This is a genomic window from Salinigranum halophilum (assembly GCF_007004735.1).
In the GTDB taxonomy this organism is placed as follows: domain Archaea; phylum Halobacteriota; class Halobacteria; order Halobacteriales; family Haloferacaceae; genus Salinigranum; species Salinigranum halophilum.
The window spans coordinates 57,212-77,178 of the sequence record NZ_ML660182.1 but is presented as its reverse complement, the minus strand read 5'-3'; the positions used below and the strand labels follow the sequence as shown (position 1 = coordinate 77,178).

The window sequence follows — 19,967 nt, the reverse complement described above, 5'->3', positions numbered from 1 at the left end:
ATCAATCGGTGGTTATGTGCGTTCCGTTTGCGGTGTCGATTGCGCCGTCTCGCTGCCGCTGAGGGCGCCCTGTTTCAACTCTCGAGCCTTCGCTTCGAGGCGGCTCGCCGTGTCCGCAGTCGGCGCATCGTGTTCGGCCCCCTCGGCGACGATGTCGACGAGCGCCGAGCCGACGATGACGCCGTCGGCACCGGCCCGAACGACGCGTTCTGCGTGTTCGCCGGTCTTGATGCCGAAGCCGACGGCCTTCGGGACGTCCCACTCCGTGAGCCGCGCGAGCGACTCGTCCGTCTGCGAGGAGACGTCGTCGCGCGCGCCCGTCACCCCGAGGCGCGCCTGGACGTAGACGTAGCCCGACACCTGCTCCATGATGCGGCGCAGCCTGTCGCCCTTCGTCGTCGGCGCGACGATGAAGACGAGGTCGAGTCCGTACTCGTCACAGGCCTCCCGGAGGTCGTCGGCCTCCTCGGCCGGGAGGTCGGGCACCACGAAGCCCTCGATACCGACCTCGGCCGCACGCGCGACGAACGCCTCGGGGCCGGGTGTGCCGGCCTCGCTCGCGGCGTCGCCGCTCGCCGTCTCCGAGGCGCGACGCGCCTCGCTCCTCCCGTACTGGTAGATGAGGTTGTAGTAGGTCATACAGACGAGGGGGACGTCCACGTCGAGGTCCTGGACGAACTCGAAAAAGCGCGTGGGCGTCATCCCTCCTTCGAGCGAGCGGACGATGGCCTGCTGGATGGTCGGCCCCTCGGCGATCGGTTCCGAGAAGGGGAGACCGAGTTCGATGATGTCCGCGCCGCCGCGTGCGAGCGCCTCGACGTACTCGAGAGACTGCTCGTAGTCGGGGTCGCCCGCCGCGAGATACGGGACGAACGCGGGGCCGTCGGCGAACGCCTCGGCGATACCCGACATCACAGCCCTCCAGCGAACATGTCCATGTCGGGCGCGTTCGCGATGTCTCGGTCCGCGGTCTCCTCGATGACCGTCTCCAGGTCCTTGTCCCCCCTCCCCGAGACGTTCACCACGGTGAGGTCGCCGACCTGGTCGGTGTGCGCTTCGAGGAAGCCGAAGGCGTGGGCGGTCTCCAGCGCCGGGATGATGCCTTCCATCTGCGACAGTCGGTGAAACCCCTCGAGCGCGGTGTCGTCGTCGACGTTCACGGGCGTGACGCGGTCGGTGTCGACGAGGTGGGCGAGTTCCGGGCCCACGCCGGCGTAGTCGAGTCCCGACGAGACCGAGTGCGACTCCATGATCTGCCCGCTGGAGTCCTGCAGGAGCTTCGTCCGGGCACCGTGGAGGATTCCCTCGTTCCCCGTCGACAGCGACGCCGAGTTGGGCGCGACGCCTGCCGCTTCGTCGACGGCGAGCGACGACCCGCCGGCCTCGATGGCGAACAGTTCGACCTCGGAGTCGTCGACGAAGTGTGCGAACGTGCCCATCGTGTTCGAACCGCCACCCGCACAGGCGAGGACGGAGTCGGGCAGTCGCCCGGCCTGGTCTCGGACCTGTCGCCGCGCCTCCTCGCTGATGACCGCCTGGAAGTCGCGGACCATCGAGGGGAACGGGTGCGGCCCGACCACGGAGCCGATGACGTAGTGAGTCGTCTCCACGGTGGTGGCCCAGTCGCGCATCGTCTCGGAGATGGCCTCCTTCAGGGTGCCGCGGCCCACGGTGACCGGGTTGAGTTCGGCACCGTTGATCCGCATCCGGAAGACGTTGGGTCGCTGTCGGTTGATGTCGCGCGTGCCCATGTATATCTCACAGGGCATGTCGAGATGGGCGGCGGCCATCGCCGTCGCCGTCCCGTGCTGGCCGGCACCCGTCTCGGCGATGATTCGCTCTTTGCCCATGTACTTCGCCAAGAGCACCTGTCCGAGGGCGTTGTTGAGCTTGTGCGCGCCGCCGTGGAGGAGGTCCTCACGCTTGAGGTACACCTCCGTGTCGTAGCGGTCGGAGAGGCGGTCCGCGCGCTGCAGCGGCGTCGGTCGCCCGCCGAAGTCACGCAGCCGAGAACGGAACTCGTCCATGAAGCCGTCCTCGTTCTCGAGGACGTACCGCTCGTACGCATCCGTGAGCTCTTCGATCGCCGGCATCAACGCCTCCGGCACGTACTGTCCACCGTAGTCGCCGAACTTCCCGTTCGTGTCCGTACTCATTGTGTGGTCTCCGTGTCCGTCTCGTCGGTCTCTGTCGCTCGTTCGCTGCGGACGAACCGTTCCGTGTTGGCACGTACATCGCCGTCCATGATGGCGCTGCCGATGAGGAGCGCGTCCGCACCGGCCCGGCGCATCCGCCGAGCGTCGGCAGGCGTCGTGACGCCGCTCTCCGCGAGGAGCGTCACGTCGTCGGGGACGTCGGGCGCGACCCGTTCGAACGTCGCCAGGTCGACCTCGAGCCGCGTGAGGTCGCGGTTGTTCACGCCGACGACCGCTGCGCCCGCGTCGAGCGCGTGCCGAAGCTCCGCGCCGGAGTGGACCTCCACGAGCGGCTGGAACCCTCGCTCGCGCGCCGCGTCCACCATCGACGAGAGGTCGTCCGTCAAGAACCGGGCGATGAGCAACACGAGGTCTGCCTCGACGACGTCCAGTTGCGCCTCGTGCAGGATGAAGTCTTTGCGAAGCACGGGCACGTCGACGGCATCGCGAATTCGGCGCAACGAGTCGGCCGAACCGCCGAAGTGCGCCGGTTCGGTCAGCACCGACAGTGCGGTCGCACCACCGGCGACCATCTCCCGTGCCAGCTCCACCGGATCGCTATCGACGACCCCGTCCGTGGTCGGACTCGTCGGCTTCACCTCCGCGACGACCGGGGCCCGCCCGTCGGCCTCGGCAGCCGCAACTGCGTCGGGGAACGACCGCGCGTCCACAGAGACGCGGGTGTCACCCCCAGAACGCTCCCGGGCGGCGTCCAGAATGGAGCGCACCGCGGGAGCCATCTCCTCGCCAGTATCGTTCATCAGTGTACACTGATGGACTGATTTGTTCATAAGGCTTGCGGGATGCGGCAGGTGCGAGGGGAGCGAGGCGAACAAGGCGGACGAGGACGGGGTTGAAGACGCTCCGGCGTCGACCCTGGGGTATGACTCTCGATTCGGCGACGGACGCGGGCATCTTTGCCCGCTCGTTCGACGACTTCGTGGTCGAGATCGGCGTCGCGAGCGGCCGCGTCGTCGGCGTCTCCTTCCCCGACGCGGTGCCCGACGACGCCGCGACCGACCACGCGCTTCTCGACCGGGTGGCGGCGTACCTCGATGGCGAGGAGGACCACTTCGACGACGTGCAGGTGGCGCTTACCATCCCGACGGCTCAGCGGTCGGTACTCGAAGCGACGCGGAACGTCCCGTACGGCGAGACGGTCTCGGTCGAACGCCTCGCTCGTCTCGCCGGTCTCGACCCCGAGGACGACGACGACCGGAGAACGGTCGAGACGGCGCTGCGTGAGAATCCGGTCCCGTTGTTCGTCCCGGACCACCGGGTCGAAGGGCCGGGCGCGACGCCACCGACCGTCGCTCGCCTGCTCCGTGCCGTCGAGTCGTCGTAGGCGAGGCGAGACTTCTTATCGCAGACCGTGGCCACCCCGCGCTATGTGAGCGCGGCTCCGGGGCGGTCCGCGACGCGACGGCACCTCGCCTCGGAGGAGTGTGTGCCGTCCGTCAGCCCCAGTCGACGTCCATCCCTTCGTGGACGACGAACTCCAGCGCGTTCACCAGATAGTGCGCGACCACGACGACGAAGAGGCTCCCCGTGAGCACGAACGCCGCCGCGAGCACGAATCCGAGAACGCCGGTGACGACGACGCCGGCGGGACCCTGCGCCCCGTGTCCGAGGGCGAACGCGAGCGACGAGCCGACAGCGAGGAGCCACGGCGACACGCCGAAGCCGGCAGCGAACACGCCGATGAGCACCCCTCGAAAGAGGAGTTCCTCGAACCCGGCGATGATGGGGAGCACGAGGAATAGGAGGACGGCCCACCCGGCTGGCGAGTCCGGCGCGAGCGCCTCGCGAAGCCCCTCGTCCGCGCCGATGCCGAGCCGCTCACCGACCGAAGCGCCGACCTCGTTGGCGGCGTAGAGCACCCCGCCGAGCACCACGCCGACACCCAGCGTCGACGCCGAGAGGACGGGTGCGGTGACGCCGAACGCGGAGGGCGGAATCTCGGTGAACCACCCTCCGGCGAGGAGCAAGAGCCCGAACGCCCCCTGGGAGACGGCGACGTTCGCGAGCAGCGCCAGCGTCGAGAGCTGCGGTTGCGTCGCGTGTGTCGGGTCGGTCCCACGTCCGGTAGCGCGTACGCGGTTCGTGAGCGACGCGTGAACCTCGGCGACGGCGGGGTCGACCGAGCCGGGCTGTGGCCGGTCGACGCCCCCTCGAATCGGGGTGCCACCGCTCACGGCGGATTTCGACGCGTGCGCGAGGAGGAGAAGTAAGACGAGGACGACGCCCGCGAAGCCGGCGAACGTCGCCCAGTCGGGCATCTACTGCGGGCTAGGGCTCGAGGGGCCGCGGACGCCCTTCTTCGGGAGTGCCGACCCCGTGATGGTCTTCAGCCGGTCGACGAGCGAGTCCTTCTCGGGTTCGCCCTCGAGGGCGACGTCGAGGACCTCGCTGATGTGCGAGACGGGGATGATCTCGATCATGTCCTTGTACTCGTCTTCGATCATCACGTCCTGCTCGTTCGCGGCGGGGATGATGACCCGCTTACAGCCAGCCTTCGCGGCGGCCTCGATCTTGTGGGTGACGCCTCCCACGGGGAGGACGTCGCCGCGGACCGAGAGCGACCCAGTCATCGCGAGGCCCTGGTCGACGGGGATGTCTTCCAGCGCCGAGATGACCGCCGTCGCCACGGTGATGGAGGCGGAGTCGCCGTCGACACCCTGCTGTCCGGTCTGGACGAACTGGACGTGGACGTCCATCTCGGAGAGGTCCTGGTCGGAGAACTTCTTGATGATGGCGGAGACGTTCTGGACCGACTCTTCGGCCATCTCCTTCAGCTGCCCAGTGGCGATGACCTGGCCAGGACCCTGCGAGGGAGTGACCTCGGCCATGACGGGCAGCATGATTCCGGAGTCCTGTCCCATGACGGCGAGGCCGTTGACGCGGCCGGTGACGAAGCCCTCGTTGACCGAGAGCTCGTAGTCCTTACGCCGCTGGATGTACTCGTCGGCGATCTGCTGCTCGATGGAGCGGGCGCGACCCTTCGCCTGGAGGACGTGATCGCGCGTCGTGTTCTCGGCGTCCTCGGAGCGGGCGATGTCGCCCGCGACGCGGACCAATCCCCCGAGGTTCCGGAACTCGAGGGTGAGGTGACCCTTCCGACCCGCACGGCGGCGAGCCTCGAGGATGACCTCCTCGACGGCGTTGGCCGTAAAGTGGGGCAGACGGCCGTCTTTGGCGACCTCCTGGGCGACGAACCGCGCGTACTTGCGCCGCATCTCGGGGGAGTCCTCGATGGTGTCGTCCATGTACACCTCGTACCCGTAGCCCTTGATACGCGAGCGCAGGGCGGGGTGCATGTTCTCCATCGCGTCGAGGTTCCCGGCGGCGACCATGACGAAGTCCGTCGGGACGGGCTCGGTCTGGACCATCGCGCCCGAGGACCGCTCGGACTGGCCCGTGATACCGAACTCGCCCTCCTGGATGGCCGTCATGAGGTGCTGCTGGGAGCGGATGTCGAGGGTGTTTATCTCGTCGACGAACAGCACACCCTTGTTCGCCTTGTGGATGGCACCGGGTTCGACACGGTCGTGACTCGGCGTCTCCATCCCACCGGACTGGAACGGGTCGTGGCGGACGTCGCCGAGCAGCGCACCAGCGTGGGCACCCGTGGCGTCCTCGAACGGCGCGGTGGTCTGGTCGGCGTTGTTGACGATGAGGTTCGGAATCATCGCGTCGCCGCTGCGCGAACCGTAGCGGAACGCGAGGTAGATGATACCCGCCGCCAGGATACCGAGCAGGATCTGCCCGGCGATGATGAGCGAGTAGCCGAGGACGATGGCGATGATGATCCACATCAGGAAGGAGCGCATCTGGTTCCGCTTGCGCGCTTCTTCCTTGTGCGCCTCGACGATTTGGTCGCCCTTCCCCGAGGGGACGGTGCGGACCTTCGGCTTGTTGCCGTCGTCGGGGTTGTGGTAGACGAGGACGTCCTGTAGCTCCTCCTTCGGGAGGAGTTCGGACATCGCCTTCGCCAGCATAGACTTCCCGGTCCCAGGCGAGCCGATCATCATCACGTGACGGCGCTGCTTCGCGGCCTTCAGGATGACGTCGCGGGCGTGCTCCTGTCCGATGACCTGGTCGACGAGTCGGTCCGGTACCTCGATCTCCTGCGTCGAGTCGATGCGGAGGCCACCGAGAAGGTCGTCTTCCGACGGGTTCTCCTCGATGGTGGCTTCACCGTCGACCTCGACGTCGACGGCGCTCCCGAGGTCGTCGAGGTCGTCGATGGTCTGTGTCTCTCTCCCGTTGGACCCGTTCCCGTGCTCGCGCCGCGGAGCGTCCGCACCGTCGTGGTCCGTCGGCTCCTCCCGGTCGGGAGACTCGCGTGGAGTCCCCTCGGACGAGGGCGAGTCGGGGTGGTCTTCACTCCCTCGTTCCGGGGGAGTTTCGTCAGATTCCATGTCGTTGCTCATAGAAGCGTTACTATACTGAAACAGGGTCGCGCGACTGATATACTTTCTCCCCCACAGCGGCTGGAACGCACGACCCAAACCCTCGCGTACGCCGGTGCTACAAGCTGAATCCGGCGTCTGCGCCGACTCGTGGGCTTTATAAAAGGTGCAGGTGAATCAACTGGTCATGCGGGGGTTCTACATCGGACGGTTTCAGCCGTATCACAACGGCCACCACAGGATGGTCGAGGAGATCGCGGGAGAGGTCGACGAACTCGTCCTCGGCATCGGCTCCGCGGGCGACTCCCACTCGCCGCGGAACCCGTTCACCGCCGGCGAGCGGGTCATGATGGTCTCGAAGTCGGTGAGCGACTTCGACATCGTCAGCTACGCGGTCCCCATCGAGGACCTCGACCGGAACTCGGTGTGGGTGAGCCACGTCCAGTCGATGTCCCCGACGTTCGACGTGGCGTACTCGAACAACCCACTCGTCATCCAACTGTTTCGGGAAGCGGGCGTCGAGGTTCGCCAGTCGCCGATGTTCAACCGCGACGTCCTCGAGGGGACCGAACTCAGAGAGCGCATGCTCTCGAACGGCGACTGGCGTTCGCTCGTCCCCGCATCCGTCGTCGAGGTCATCGAGGAAATCGACGGGATCGAACGCATCCAGCGCGTCTCCGAAACCGACTCCAACGGTCCGCGAGACGCGACGAGCGACCCCGAGTGAGATGATCACGCTCAGTTCGGACTTCGGCTCGCCGTACCCCGCAGCGATGCGCGGCGTGCTCCTCTCTGCCGACCCCCAGATACGGCTGGTCGACGTCGCCCACGACCTCCCCCGCCAGGACGTCCGCGCCGCTGCCTTCTGGACCCAGTTCGTCCTCCCGGAGTTCCCCCCCGCGGTCCACCTCCTCGTCGTCGACCCCGGCGTCGGCACCGGCCGCGCCGCCCTCGTCGTCCGCGCCGGCGACCACGCGCTCGTCGCCCCGGACAACGGCGTCGCCCTCCCGGCGGCACGGGCGCTCGTCGGCGATTCGTCGGTCGAGGTGTTCGCGTACGCCCACGACGACCCGGCCTCGAACACCTTCCACGGCCGCGACGTCTTCGCCCCCGCCGCCGCGGCCGTCCACGAGGCTGGCGTCGCGAACGTCGAGGACCTCGACGCCGTCTCGCCCGCCGACGAGTACGTCGACCTGACGCTTCCCGAGGCGACCGTCGAGGGAGCGGGCGAGGAAGCGGTCGCTCACGGCGAAGTCCTCGTCGTCGACGACTTCGGCAACGCCATCACGAGCGTCCCAGGGCCGTTCATCGATGGCGCAGCGCGGGTTCGAGTGAACGGCGAGCGCGTGCCCGTCGGCGACTCGTTCGCGGCGGTCGCAGAAGGAGAGCGACTCGTCACCGTCGGGAGTCATGGCAACGTCGAGTGTGACGTGAACCGTGGACGCGGAGACGAGGCGTTCGGCCTCTCTACCGGGGATACGGTCAGAATCGAACGAATCGAATGAGACTCGGGGACCCCTTCGCCGTCGCCAACGTCGTCGGCCTCCTCGCGTTCGCGATCGCGGGTGCACTGAAGGCCGCGGACGCGGACCTCGACCTCTTCGGCGTCGTCGTCCTCGGCGTCGTCACCGCGCTCGGTGGGGGGACGACACGGGACGTACTCGTCGGGCGGACACCGACCTCGCTTGCCAGCGTCGGCGACGTCACCGTCGCACTCGTCGGCGTCGCCATCGCTGTCATCGTCGTCGCCGGCGACGGCCCTCGACTGCGAGATAATCCACTCTTTTTGCTCTCGGACGCGCTCGGCCTGGCAGCGTTCGCGTCGACGGGTGCACTCGTCGGGACCGGCGTGGGCCTCTCACCGTTCGGCGTCGTCGCGCTCGCGACAGTCACGGCTGTCGGCGGCGGAAGCATCGCGGACATCCTCCTCGGGCGAGTACCAGTAGTGCTCAGAGAGGACTTCTACGCGACGCCGGCACTCGTCGGTGGTGTGTCGTTCTGGATACTCTCAGAGGTCGGTGCCTCCGCCGGTCTGTCGACCCTCGTGTGCACCGTGAGCGTGCTCGCACTCAGAGGGCTGGCGCTCACGTACGACTGGCAACTCCCGACGGTGTGAGAACGGAACGTGAGAACCGAGGTTCTGTTGAAGTACTCGATGTCTGATGGGTTTCAGGGCCGTGCTGAATACAGAGTGCGTATCCAGCAGTCAGACGAGAGTCCTCAACGATTCGATTGTCGGGAGAGCAGACATTCAGAACGTACTTATCCAGCCCCGGTGTTCAGGCGACTGTGAGGTGATGCGTATTAACGACAGCGACAATCAACATTCTGCTACAGGGCATCGTCCTCGGGTTCTCCATCGCCGCACCGGTTGGCCCGATTGGCGTCCTGTGTATCCAGCGAACGGTTTCTAAAGGGAGATTCTCGGGGTTCGTGAGTGGCCTCGGAGCCGCGTCTGCGGACGCCGTGTATGGTGCTATCGCGGGCTTCGGTATCACACTCGTCTCGTCGCTCCTGTTGGAGCACCAGACGACGATTCGGATAATCGGTGGGGCACTGCTGTTGTACCTTGGCGTCCAGTCCTTCCGTACCGAGCCGACAAACGACTCGACCGCAGCCACCAACACGAGTGAACTCACCAGAGACTACGGCTCGACGTTTCTGCTGACGATCACCAACCCAGTGACGATTCTCGCCTTCGTTGGCATCTTCGCTGGGCTCGGAATCGGGACTTCAGGTGCGTACGCCGACGCCGCCGCACTGGTCGGTGGTGTCTTCCTTGGTTCGGCTCTCTGGTGGCTAACGCTGAGCGTCGGTGTGAGTCTGTTCCGGACACGATTCACCCAGACTGTGATGCGGCGGGTGAGTCAACTGGCTGGTCTCATCATCGTCGGGTTCGGAATACTGGCTCTCTGGGGAGCGGTGTAGCCGTAGCCACCCGGTTTCGACTCAGAGGGGCCGAGACGGTGATTCAACTGCTGCATACACCCTCTAACTTCAGCACGTACCTTCTGACACCTTCTGTATGATTTGAATTGGGCACTCCGAGTAGGACACCCCTTAGAATCCTGGTTCGATGCGGTCAACGAGTCCATCGAAATCCGTGTCGAAGCTCAGCACGTCGTCGATGTCTTCTTCGGTCGTCGTGACTCCGGACGAGACCATCCCCTCGTGGAACTTCTCGCGCTCGGATTCCGCAAGAGGGACACGTTTCTCGCGAAACGAGTCGATGAGGTCCGGCTTGGACTCGATGGCCTGCTCGACGAGCCGTGCCAAGATGTCTCGTTGTGTCACTCGCCTCCCGGTCTTTAGCCGAATTTCGGCCTGTAACCGTTCGAAACGGGACTTGGTATCGTCGTCCATCTTCACCGACGTGGCCATACCGTTTAGCAGAACATACTACTGAGCGAAATTTGCTACCATCCTGCTGGTTAACCGAGGGTTGCTGAACACACCCTCTCTATTCAGCACGCCACGCCCGTCATTCTCAGAGGGTTACAACAATCCCAGAGCCGAACAAGAGAACCGACCGAAGTGAGCGGCGCGAACCGAGAGTTACTCGGCAGCGATGACGTCGTCGATGCGGAGGATCATCGTCGCGGCCTCGGTGGCGCTCTCGACGGCCTCGCGCTTCACCGCGGCGGGGTCGAGGACGCCGTGTTCGACGGGGTCACCGATCTCACCGAAGCGACCGGTGGCGATGACGCCCGCGCGGCCCTCGCTCTCGTACGCCGAGCGCAGGTCGACCAGCGCGTCGATGGGGTCCATCCCGACGTTCTCCGCGAGCGTGCGGGGGAGCGCCTCGACGGCGTCCGCGAAGGCCTCGACAGCGAGTTGCTTGCGCCCCTCGATGCCCGCCGCCTCCGAGCGGAGGTGGTCGGCGATGGCGACCTCGGTGCAGCCCGCACCGGGGACGACGCCGCCCTTGTCGATGGCGGCGACCGTCACGTCGATGGCGTCGTTGATGGCACGCTCCAGTTCGTCGACGACGTGTTCGGTGCCGCCCCGGAGCAAGAGAGTGACGGAGCGCGAGGCCGCACCGCCCTCGACGAACGTGAGTTCGTCGTCGCCGTACTTCTCGATGGCGACGCGCTCGGCGTGGCCGAAGTCGTCGGCGTCGATGTCGGTCACCGAGCCGAGGCGCTTCGCGCCCGTCGCGTGAGCGATGCGGCGGGCGTCGGACTTCTTGACGCTCTTGAACGCGAGGATGCCCTCCTTGGCGAGGTAGCTCGCGACGCGGTCGGAGATGGACTTCGTGCAGAACACGACGTCCACACCCGCCTCCTTCAGCGAGGTGGCGTACGAGCGGAGTTCGGACTCCTCGGCGTCGAGCGCCGCCGTGAGCTGCTCCACGGAGGAGATGTTGTACTCGGTGTCGGCCTCGGCCTTGCGGACGTCGAGTTTCACGTCGACGACGGCGACGGTGGCGTCCTCGACGGAGCGGGGCATCTCGTCGTTGACCGGCTCTTTGTCGATGATGACGCCCTCGACGAGTTCGGTCGCCGACGAGGAGGCACCCGTACGGGTGTGGACGTTGATGTCGTCGCGGTCGAACCGCTCGGCGTCGTCGTGGACCATCCGGACCGCGCGGACGACGTGCCCGGCGAGGACGTCGGCGGTGACGTCGCCGGTGCCCTTGCCGGTCATGGAGGACTCGGCGACCTTCACGAGGAGGTCGTCGTCGAGGTCGACGTCGAGCACCTGCGCGTCGATGGCGTCCTGTGCGAGGCGGGCGGCTTCGGTGTACCCTTCGACGATGACCGTCGGGTGGATGTCGTCGTCGAGGAGGTTCTCTGCCTTCGCGAGGAGTTCGCCCGTGAGCACGGCGGCGGTCGTGGTGCCGTCACCGACTTCGTCCTCCTGGGTCTCGGCGACCTCGACGATCATCTGTGCGGCGGGGTGTTCGATGTCCATCTCGTTGAGGATGGTCGCCCCGTCGTTGGTGATGACGACCTCGCCCGAGGAGTCGACGAGCATCTTGTCCATCCCACGGGGGCCGAGTGTGGTGCGTACGGCGGAGGCGACTGCCCGACCGGCGCGGATGTTCGAGTCCTGCGCGCTCTGGCCGCGCGTTCGCTGGCTGCCTTCGGCGAGAATAAACAACGGCTGACCTTGCTGCATGCGGGATGACATAGTAATCACCAGTATGATGGTTTGCAGTTCTATATAAGCGTTTTGTCGGGATGTGTCCCAAAACCGCAGGACAGCGTAGCAAGAGCCACGTGTGCATGGAGCACACACGAGAGCCGCGGACGGGGGTCGTCGCTCCCGTCCGACCCCGCTGGCTTATGTGCCGCGCCGGCGACTGGACGGGCGAGAGGATGTTGGAACTGGAACACGGCTTCCGCGTGGTCGACGTCCGTGCACGGCTCGACCCCAACGGGGACGAGAGCGCGCGATTCGGTCGCGACGTCGGCCCCGAACGCCTCGAGCGTGAACTCCACCAGGCGGGGGTCGTCCGCGCCGTCGTCGCACCGGGGCCACGGCCGGACCGAGAGGGGTATCTCCGCGTGAACAACGCCGTGGCGCGGCTGAGCGTCGACCGGCCGTTCGTCCCACTCGCACGTCTCAACGGGCCTCGCGACCCCAGCGACCGCCCGGCCGCTCGCCTCCGGAACCTCACTGCTTCGCGCGCGGACCACCACACCACCCCGGACGACGTCGAGCAGTACGGATACGGCGACCGGTTCCACGGGTTCACGCTCGACCCCGCACGCGACGGCCTCCCCGACGAGGAGACGCTCGAACGGCTCGACAGCGTCGGGCACCCCGCGCTGGTCCGGGTCGGGGCTGACTTCTCCCTCCCAGCGGTGGAGGAGACGCTGCTTCGGTACTCGTTCCCGGTGGTGCTCGAACGCTTCGGCGGCTTCCCGTTCGACCGCGAGCGGATGCACGCGGCGGTCGACCTCCTCGACCGCCACGACGACCTCTACGTCGAGACGAGCTTCGTCCGCTATCGCGACGTGCTCGAGCGGGGGCTGCTCGAACACCCCGACCGCGTGCTCTTCGGGTCGGGCGCGCCCGCGACGCATCCGAACGTGAGCGTGATGGAACTGCTCACGCTCGACGTGAGTGAGGACCTCATGCGCCGGGCGTTCGAGAAGAACGCGATGCGGGTCTTCCCGGCGCTCGCGTCGTCTGCGTGACGCGGAGTTACGCCGAGGAGGACGAAGAGCGCCAGTCGTACTGAGCGACGGCGCGGTCGGTCCGGGTCGAGACGCCGCGAGGGTTACGCGTCGGCGTCCGGTCTCGAGCGCGGGCGACTAACCCGTCACTGAACCCCGTCGCGATGCCGACGGTCACCGCCCGACTCGTCCCAAACCACGACGTCGGCACCGACTCACCCCTGAGGACTTCTTTCGCCGTCGACACGGCGTCCGACCCGGCGTGACGGAGGGTCCGGCGGGCGACCTCCGGTCGGAGGCCGTAGTTCTTGACGAGGCGGTACGCGAGGGCGCGGTACTTCCACTCCCAGTCGCGGGTCTCGACGCCGCCGTCCGTCTCGTGTTCGAGCGACACCTGCATCGTCGGCTCCCAGACGACGCTGTAGCCGAGGCCGGCGAGGCGGTGGGCCGCGTCGCGAGCGCCGCCGGTCTGGAGGTACTCGTCGAAGCCGTCGAGGTCGTCGAGGACCCCGGTTCGGAAGGCGACGTTCCCGCCGTCGAAGTACGTGATGTCGCGTTTACAGACGCGCCGGCGTTCGGGCGCGTCGGCGGTCTGCCCGCCGTAGACACGGCGTCGGGTCGGACCGGTCACGACGGCGTCTTCGACCAGTCGTGTCCGGACGCCCTCGGCCCACTCGGGCCCGACGGCGAAGTCGTAGCCGAGAAAGGCGACGGCGTCGCCGGTGGCGGCCTGGATGCCGGCGTTCCGCGCGACGTTCAGCGTTCGCGCGGAGAGTTCGACGAGGACGTCAACGTCGTCGCGGTCGCGCACCATCCCGGTCGTCCCGTCCGCCGAGGGGCCGTTGACCACGACGACCTCGGCGTCGGGAGCGTGGGTGGCCAGCGAGTCGAGACTGGTGGCCAGCCTGTCGCGCCCGTTGAGCGTCGGGACGACTACCGAGAGGTCCATACCCGGAGGTCGGCGAGCGAACACTTAAATCCGGTCGCTCTCGTCCTCACTCGGCCTCGCTGGCCCGGCGTGCCGCGTCGCCGTCCGCGCCGGGAACCGACGCGTTCCAGTACGACACCGAGGCGAGTCGCTCGCCGACGCTCGTGTCACCGACGGCGGTGTCGACGGAACGGATGTCGGAGGCGATGGTGTTGGGTATCTTCCGGTACAACCCGTACGGGACGACGAAGTCGTGCGACTCCGACGCGAGCGAGAGACCGGCATCGGCGACGAGCTGTTCGACGTCGTCGCGGGAGTACAGGTGCGAACCCATCGGAAGGAGCCAGTTGTAGACGACCCGGGTCGAGAAGTCGTTGAACGTGTCGAAGAAGACCTGCCCCTTGGAGACACGGGCCATCTCCGCGAGGAACCGCGCGGGTGTGTCCGCGAGGTGGAAGAATCGCATCGCGAAGACGGCGTCGAAGTGGTTGTCGGGGAAGGGCAACCGGGCGGCGTCGCCGAGCAGGAACGAGATACGCTCGGCGACGCCCGCCTCGCGGGCCTTCTCGCGGCCCTGCGCGAGCATCGCCCGCGAGATGTCCAGCCCGACGACGTCCGCGCCGCGCTCGGCGAGCATGACGGTGAACCGGCCGGTGCCGCAGGCGATCTCGAGGACACGCTTCCCCTCGACTGGCGAGAGCGCCGTGAGGACGGCGCCCTTCTCCCGGCGGTCGATGAGCCGACCGCCGCGGGAGAAGCGTTTCGAGTCGTACTCTTCGGCGACGTCGTCCGCCTTGTACCACTCTTTTCCTTTCACTCGTACCGGCTCTGTGCGCGCCTCCACTATGAACGTACTGGAACGGACTGACACGCGCCGACCCACCGCTCGGGGTGCCGCCGTGCGTTTCCGGCTCGTGTCACCGGCTCCTGTGGCCGAGAATCGGGTCGACCGGCGCTGGCCCCGGTGAGACATATTATGTGTTTAAGGTGTACGGATTGTTTTGTCACACATGTAGCTAACCTTTACCATACGCCACGGCCACCCATCGGTATGAGCACCAGTACCGCAGAGCGGGAAGCCGAAGAGCTGTTATCCGAGACCGAGTTCCGCGAGCGGCTCCGCGAGCTTCCGCCGAGCGCGAAGCTCGTCGCCAAGGTCCTGCAGATGGACGCACCGCTCTCACAGGGACAGCTCGCCGAGGAGTCGCTCCTGCCCGACCGGACCGTCCGGTACGCACTCAACCGTCTCGAGGAGTCCGAACTCGTCTCCTCGCGGTACAGCTTCAAGGACGCTCGGAAGCAGGTGTACTACCTCAACACCTGAGCCGGGGACGCCGACGAACCGCACGCACGACTGACCAAGCACCACCCTCTTCCCGTGCAGCGAATCGCCGTCCCAGTCACCCGTGCCGTTCCGACGGGTGCCACCAACGCCTACCTCCTCGGGTCCGACGGCGCACTGCTCGTCGACCCGCCGACGCGACATCCTGCCCTCGATGCGCTCGTCGAACAGCACGACGTCGACCACCTCGCGGTGACCCACACCCACCCGGACCACGTCGGCGGCGTCGCCCACTACGCGGCGGAGACGGGCGCGACGGTGTGGGCGCGCCGCGGCCGGGAGCGGGAGTTCGAGGCCGCCACGGGCGTCACCCCCGACCGGACGATGCGCGAAGGGACCGTGCTCGACACCGACGGCGGGCGGGTGACGGTCCTCGACACGCCCGGACACGCGCCCGACCACGTCGCGTTCGAGGTCGAGGGACGCGTCGTCTGTGGCGACCTCGCCGTCGCCGAGGGGAGTGTCGTCGTCGGGGCACCGGAGGGAGACATGCGAGCGTACCTGACGAGCCTCCGTCGCCTGCGGGCGCGGAGGCCCGCCCGGCTCTTTCCGGGACACGGTCCGCCCGCAGACGACCCGCGCGCGACGCTCGACCGACTCGTCGACCACCGCCTCGACCGGGAGGAACGCGTGCGGCGTGCGGTCGTCGACGAGGGAGTTCGTGACCTCGACGACGTGGTCGATGCGGCCTACGACAAGGACGTGTCGGCGGTGCGGGACCTCGCCGTCGCGACGGTCCGCGCACACCTCGAGAAGCTCGCCGTCGAAGGGGTGGTCCAGTGGAACCCCTCGGCGACCCGACCCATCGGCAGCGACGAGGACGGCGCGAGCGACGGGGTTTAGTCCACACCGCCACGAGAACGGATGTGTCCACGGAGTCGTCCCCGCCGTCGCTGGAGGAGGAACTCGCCCGTGCCCGCGCCCTCGACGTCGCCGCACTCGCCGACGCCGTCGAGTCCATCGGCTTCGAGTGTACGCGCTGTGGCGCGTGCTGTAAGGGGTACGAGACGTGCGGCAGCGAGGGTGGCGGAGACGAAAGCGAGGGGGAACGAGCGGGCGAACGGGAGCCGCACACGGCGACGGTGTTCCCCGACGAGGTTCGACGCCTGATGGGGACGGCCGGGGAGCGGACAGCGTACGACTGGCGCGACGTCGCCCGGCCGATGCCGTACGGACTCAGCGAGGGCGCGGACGGACTCGAAGGCGAGACCTTCGAATGGGCGCTGCAGACGACCGGCTGCGGTGACTGCACCTTCTACCGCGAGGTGGACGGGCAGGGGGCGTGTGCGGTCCACGACGCCCGACCGCTCGTCTGTCGGACGTACCCCTTCAGCGTCGCGCTCGGCGGGACGAGCCAGCCGATGGGCGAGGCGGTCGACGAAGAGGGGATGGTCCGCGCCCACGAGTGTGAGGGACTGGGCCGCGACATCTCACGGGCGGACGCGGAGGAGTTGGCGGCGGCGTTGAAACAGCGGGCGGTGCGCGAACTGGAGGAAGCAATCGGCGTGCGCGACACCTACGAGCCGACGAACGTGGAGGGCGTGGTCGTCCACGACTCCGAGGGCCAGAAGCGGCCCGACGGACGGCCACTGGACGTCGACTAGTCGCCACGGGCCGACAGACGAACCGACCGAGCGCCCGTGTCTGCCCCCGCCGAAGCGCCCGCGATGGTCGGTACATCTTTGATGACAGCCGGTGTGCGTAGTGGTGGAGCTCTCACTATGGAAATCTCAGATAAGCTCATGTGTTTGTTCAACGCCGAGGTTCGGTCCGAAGACGACAGGTACGTCGTCGAAATCCCCCGTCGGGAGGTCGAGACGGGAAGCGTCGACCCGGGCGAGATCTATCGCGTCGCCCTCATCTCTCGTCGGGAGGCAACGGAGTCCCGCTCGGAGCGAAAGCAGACCGACACGTCGGAGCCACAGCCGCCGGTCGAGGTCGGCGAACTCCGCTACGTCGAAATCGAGGACATCGGCAAGCAGGGGGACGGCATCGCCCGCGTCGAGCGCGGCTACGTCATCATCGTCCCCGGCGCGGAGGTCGGCGAACGGGTGAAGGTCGAGGTGACGGAGGTCAAATCGAACTTCGCCGTCGGCGAGATCATCGAAGAGGACTTCTGAACGCGTCGCGGCGGTTCCGCGGGCACAGCGTGGGTGCTGGGGGACCGCGCGGCGGTGTCAGTCGCCCCGGGCGGCCGAGACAGTCACGAACCGCGAGAGGTCGACGTCGGCGCTCGCGGGGGCCTCTTCGACGGCGGCGTAGGGTCGTCCGACGACGATGTCGCCGGCGGTACGCGAGCCGATTCCCGGAATCGACGTGAGTTCGTCGAGCGACGCCGCGTTCAGGTCGAGCGGGTACGGCACCCCGGTGACCGACCGATAACCGTAGTCGACGATGGCGACGTCGAGCGTCTCACCCAGGGGGCGTTCGCCGGGAATCGCCACGAGCAGGGAGTACGTCCCCAGTTGGCGGCCGAACGTCTTCCCGTCCTGGTGGTACTCGAGGTGGACGCCCTCGAGGACCGTCCCCGGGGGGAGGACCCGCCGCAGCATCGGTCGGTCGACCTCCTCGCGAATCTCCCGTTTGTAGGGTTTGAACTGCTGTTTGTGCTCCTTCGCGATGTCCGCACCGGTTTCGGACATCTCCGTGCCCGCGAACGCCATCACCTGCCGGATGTTGATGCGGCGGAGCATCAGCCCCTCGTCGTACACTCGTTTCAGGAAGCGCTTGTTGTGCTCGTACGTCTCGGGCCGCTCGCCCATGAGGCCGTGGACGAGGTTGATGCCGGGGAGCAGTTTCGGGAGGCGGTCACCCTCGAGACTCGGGCCGCGCTGCTCCTCGTCGCCGGGACGCCACCCGCCCTCCTCGTTGACGACGCGGACGGCTTCGAGACACTCCTCCGCCGAGACGAGGAGGTTGTTCTCCTCCTGAACGACGGGGTCGGCGGATTCGAGGCCGAACGCCGCCGTGTCGCCCGGCGTGTTGTGCTCGGCGATGACTCGGATGGCCTCGCGCGACTGCTCGGGGTAGTCGACGATGGTCACCGGGTTCATGTTGTCCAGGTGCAAGGTGCCGAGGTCGGGCACCACCTCACGGATACCGGCGTACAACTCGCGGAGCGCGTCGGGGTTGGGCGCCTCGCCGTCACCGCCGAAGGCGAGGATGTCCGCCTGGCGGCCGAGACGGAAGTGCCGAACGCCGGCGTCGGAGAGGCGGTCGACCTCTCTGACGACGGACGCCGGCGTTCGAAAGTTCGGGTCGCCGTAGAGCGGTTCGGTGCAGAACGAACACCGGTACGCACAGCCGCGAGACGTCTCCAGTTCGGCGATGAGGTAGTCGGGGTGGTTGGGGTGCTGTTCGACGACGAACGCCCCTTTCGAGGCCCAGCGTTCCACTTCGTCGTAGCCACGCATGCGGTCGCCGAACCCCTCGAGTCCCGAGGAGACGAGGTCGTACGCGGCGGCCTCGACGTCACCCTTCGCGACGAAGTCGTAGTCGAGGTCCTTGCGCTCCATGTCGGAGGCGCCCTCGTTCTTCTCGCCGACACCGAACTTCACGGGACCGCCCATCAGCGTCGTCCCGTCGGCGGTCCACGCCAGTTCCTTCACCTCGTCGGGTTCGGCGGGCGTCCCGCCGACGTACTTCCCGGGGACCGTCATCCCCCCGACGTACACCATCAGGTCGGCGTCGGCGACGGCCCGCCACTTCCGTCGCTCGTCGCGGAGTTCGTCGATCGTGTGGTAGGTGATCTGCTGGGGCGGCACGCCGGCGTCGACGAGCGCACCGGCGGTGTAGCGCGGATACGTGGAGACGTACGGCGGCACCCCGAAGTGCGCAGGCTCGTCGACGTAGCCGTCGACGATGACGACGTGAAGCGACGCCGGGTCGTGTGTCCCTCCGGCCGGCGTCGATGCTGGTGCCTCTGTCATGGCCCGGCGTTCGCTCCCGGCGTGGGTAAACCGCACGGTCCGCCCTCGGTCTCGGTGGGCGGGTCGACGCGTCGCCCGCGCTCCGGACGACGGTGAGGCCTTCGGCACTCAGACGAAGACCTGCCCCTCGATGTGTCGCCGAGGGTCGGAGACGCGCAGCGACGCGGCCGTGCGGGTGTTCCGGTAGACGGCGTAGGCCGCGACGAGACTCTCGAGCGCCGCGTCGTCGCCGACGATTCGTTCGTGCGCCGTACGGTCGACGTCGAGGACGCAGTCGGCCGCCTCCGCGAGGCCGTCGACCGTCGCCTCGCGACGCACCGGGTCCGACGCCTCGTCCGAGTCGTCGGAGAACAGTTCGAGGTCGACGAGCGTGCCCGCGGGGTACACCTCGATGACGAACGGCCGGTCCGACTGCGGAGCGGTCATCGGCGGCACGCGAACCCGGTCAGTCAGGACGAGCGGGCGAAGCACATCGCGGAGGCCGAAGAACGTCGACGCCACGATACGGTCGTCGAACGGTGACAGCGCACTCAGCGGCGCGTCCGTCGCCCGGACGCGGATGTCGGACGACCCGTCGACCAGTCGAACCCGGCGTTCACACCGCCAGCGGAGGTCGGCCGGACTGGTACACCACGTGGGGAGCGTGCGGAGAAACTCCGTCCAGGTGTCCTCGGCGACGACGCGCTCGGGGAGTCCGAAGGGAAAATCGATGCCGGCGGCGGCCGTTGGTGGGAGGTCCGCGAGGAACGTCGTGAGCGGCAGTCTGCCGTCGGGCGCGTCCGAGGAGGACGACGCTGTCGTGTCGGGGGACTCCGGGTCGTCGAACCAGTCCTCGACGGGGGCACACCGGTCGACGGTGAGCGTGTCGTCGGTGACGACGGCCCGACAGACCCACGTCTCACTCACGCCCTGGTCCGCGACCCCGCGGCGATTCCTGCCGTAGACGACGCCGTAGACGACAGACGGCGGTGTGAACTCTCCACACATTTCTCAGGGTTGATACGTCACATCTACTTAACGGTGCTGGCTCTGGCCG

21 protein-coding genes are annotated in these 19,967 nt (G+C 67.5%); 10 read left to right on the top strand and 11 right to left on the bottom strand.

Translation table 11 applies throughout. From position 1 onward, the window contains the following. Positions 1 to 12: 12 nt before the first annotated feature. Genes trpA through trpC form a run of 3 tightly spaced genes read right to left on the bottom strand, consistent with a single transcriptional unit; the run spans position 13 to position 2,956 of the window. Positions 13 to 912 carry a tryptophan synthase subunit alpha gene (gene trpA / locus E6N53_RS00405; protein ID WP_142856011.1) on the bottom strand — a complete coding sequence of 300 codons (900 nt, stop codon included), beginning with the start codon at positions 910 to 912 and terminating at the stop codon, positions 13 to 15. Further along, positions 912 to 2,156, bottom strand: coding sequence for a tryptophan synthase subunit beta (gene trpB, locus E6N53_RS00400; RefSeq protein WP_136588494.1), 1,245 nt, complete (start codon positions 2,154 to 2,156; stop codon positions 912 to 914). The genes trpA and trpB overlap by 1 nt, the downstream gene beginning before the upstream one ends. Then, positions 2,153 to 2,956, bottom strand: coding sequence for an indole-3-glycerol phosphate synthase (gene trpC / locus E6N53_RS00395; RefSeq protein WP_142856009.1), 804 nt, complete (start codon positions 2,954 to 2,956; stop codon positions 2,153 to 2,155). Before trpC ends, trpB begins: the two co-directional genes overlap by 4 nt. Positions 2,957 to 3,078: 122 nt before the next feature. Here trpC and E6N53_RS00390 point away from each other — a divergent pair, with 122 nt between their 5' ends. After that, positions 3,079 to 3,540: a methylated-DNA--[protein]-cysteine S-methyltransferase gene (locus tag E6N53_RS00390; RefSeq protein ID WP_142856007.1), complete on the top strand. Its 462-nt coding sequence runs from the start codon at positions 3,079 to 3,081 to the stop codon at positions 3,538 to 3,540. A 112-nt stretch (positions 3,541 to 3,652) separates the two neighbouring features. Here the strand turns inward: E6N53_RS00390 and E6N53_RS00385 are convergent, their stop codons facing one another. Both E6N53_RS00385 and lonB read right to left on the bottom strand, forming a co-directional pair. Next, the gene (locus E6N53_RS00385; protein ID WP_142856005.1) at positions 3,653 to 4,474 is read right to left on the bottom strand and encodes a CPBP family intramembrane glutamic endopeptidase; all 822 of its coding nucleotides are present in this window, start codon (positions 4,472 to 4,474) and stop codon (positions 3,653 to 3,655) included. After that, positions 4,475 to 6,628: an ATP-dependent protease LonB gene (lonB, locus tag E6N53_RS00380; RefSeq protein WP_142856003.1), complete on the bottom strand. Its 2,154-nt coding sequence runs from the start codon at positions 6,626 to 6,628 to the stop codon at positions 4,475 to 4,477. It lies immediately after the preceding gene. A 166-nt stretch (positions 6,629 to 6,794) separates the two neighbouring features. Between lonB and E6N53_RS00375 the strand changes: the two genes are divergently transcribed. From E6N53_RS00375 to E6N53_RS00360, 4 genes are all read left to right on the top strand, one after another. Further along, positions 6,795 to 7,334, top strand: coding sequence for a nicotinamide-nucleotide adenylyltransferase (locus tag E6N53_RS00375; protein ID WP_136602063.1), 540 nt, complete (start codon positions 6,795 to 6,797; stop codon positions 7,332 to 7,334). Position 7,335: 1 nt separating this feature from the next. Further along, a complete protein-coding gene (locus tag E6N53_RS00370) occupies positions 7,336 to 8,112 on the top strand; it encodes an SAM hydrolase/SAM-dependent halogenase family protein (RefSeq protein WP_142856001.1) in 777 nt (258 codons plus the stop codon). After that, positions 8,109 to 8,723, top strand: coding sequence for a trimeric intracellular cation channel family protein (locus E6N53_RS00365; RefSeq protein ID WP_142855999.1), 615 nt, complete (start codon positions 8,109 to 8,111; stop codon positions 8,721 to 8,723). Before E6N53_RS00370 ends, E6N53_RS00365 begins: the two co-directional genes overlap by 4 nt. A gap of 203 nt (positions 8,724 to 8,926) precedes the next feature. Next, complete coding sequence (locus tag E6N53_RS00360) at positions 8,927 to 9,535, top strand: LysE family transporter (protein ID WP_142855997.1); 609 nt, start codon at positions 8,927 to 8,929, stop codon at positions 9,533 to 9,535. A 132-nt stretch (positions 9,536 to 9,667) separates the two neighbouring features. Here E6N53_RS00360 and E6N53_RS00355 read toward each other — a convergent pair whose 3' ends face one another. Beyond that, positions 9,668 to 9,988 carry a hypothetical protein gene (locus E6N53_RS00355; protein WP_201741048.1) on the bottom strand — a complete coding sequence of 107 codons (321 nt, stop codon included), beginning with the start codon at positions 9,986 to 9,988 and terminating at the stop codon, positions 9,668 to 9,670. Between the two features lie 174 nt (positions 9,989 to 10,162). After that, the gene (gene thsA, locus E6N53_RS00350) at positions 10,163 to 11,740 is read right to left on the bottom strand and encodes a thermosome subunit alpha (RefSeq protein ID WP_142857212.1); all 1,578 of its coding nucleotides are present in this window, start codon (positions 11,738 to 11,740) and stop codon (positions 10,163 to 10,165) included. Positions 11,741 to 11,928: 188 nt separating this feature from the next. Between thsA and E6N53_RS00345 the strand changes: the two genes are divergently transcribed. After that, entirely contained in the window at positions 11,929 to 12,753 is an 825-nt protein-coding gene (locus E6N53_RS00345; protein WP_142855993.1) for an amidohydrolase family protein, read from the top strand. Positions 12,754 to 12,760: 7 nt separating this feature from the next. Here E6N53_RS00345 and E6N53_RS00340 read toward each other — a convergent pair whose 3' ends face one another. Continuing rightward, on the bottom strand, positions 12,761 to 13,681 hold the full coding sequence (locus tag E6N53_RS00340; RefSeq protein WP_142855991.1) for a glycosyltransferase family 2 protein: 921 nt from the start codon (positions 13,679 to 13,681) through the stop codon (positions 12,761 to 12,763). A gap of 46 nt (positions 13,682 to 13,727) precedes the next feature. Further along, positions 13,728 to 14,477, bottom strand: a complete 750-nt coding sequence (locus tag E6N53_RS00335; RefSeq protein ID WP_136588479.1) for a class I SAM-dependent methyltransferase — start codon at positions 14,475 to 14,477, stop codon at positions 13,728 to 13,730. A gap of 234 nt (positions 14,478 to 14,711) precedes the next feature. Between E6N53_RS00335 and E6N53_RS00330 the strand changes: the two genes are divergently transcribed. The 4 genes from E6N53_RS00330 to E6N53_RS00315 all read left to right on the top strand — a co-directional run bounded on the left by E6N53_RS00330 (position 14,712) and on the right by E6N53_RS00315 (position 17,122). Then, positions 14,712 to 14,984, top strand: coding sequence for a MarR family transcriptional regulator (locus tag E6N53_RS00330; protein WP_136588478.1), 273 nt, complete (start codon positions 14,712 to 14,714; stop codon positions 14,982 to 14,984). A 54-nt stretch (positions 14,985 to 15,038) separates the two neighbouring features. Further along, positions 15,039 to 15,845 (top strand): MBL fold metallo-hydrolase, encoded by an 807-nt coding sequence (locus E6N53_RS00325; RefSeq protein WP_142855989.1) that lies wholly within the window; start codon positions 15,039 to 15,041, stop codon positions 15,843 to 15,845. A gap of 23 nt (positions 15,846 to 15,868) precedes the next feature. Next, on the top strand, positions 15,869 to 16,606 hold the full coding sequence (locus tag E6N53_RS00320) for a YkgJ family cysteine cluster protein (RefSeq protein WP_142855987.1): 738 nt from the start codon (positions 15,869 to 15,871) through the stop codon (positions 16,604 to 16,606). 117 nt (positions 16,607 to 16,723) lie between these two features. Next, positions 16,724 to 17,122, top strand: coding sequence for a TRAM domain-containing protein (locus tag E6N53_RS00315; protein ID WP_136588474.1), 399 nt, complete (start codon positions 16,724 to 16,726; stop codon positions 17,120 to 17,122). Between the two features lie 57 nt (positions 17,123 to 17,179). On the opposite strand, the gene E6N53_RS00310 is transcribed toward E6N53_RS00315, so the two are convergent. Both E6N53_RS00310 and E6N53_RS00305 read right to left on the bottom strand, forming a co-directional pair. Further along, positions 17,180 to 18,931 carry a radical SAM protein gene (locus E6N53_RS00310; protein ID WP_142855984.1) on the bottom strand — a complete coding sequence of 584 codons (1,752 nt, stop codon included), beginning with the start codon at positions 18,929 to 18,931 and terminating at the stop codon, positions 17,180 to 17,182. Positions 18,932 to 19,039: 108 nt separating this feature from the next. Next, positions 19,040 to 19,918: a DUF429 domain-containing protein gene (locus E6N53_RS00305; protein WP_142855982.1), complete on the bottom strand. Its 879-nt coding sequence runs from the start codon at positions 19,916 to 19,918 to the stop codon at positions 19,040 to 19,042. Positions 19,919 to 19,967: the final 49 nt, after the last annotated feature.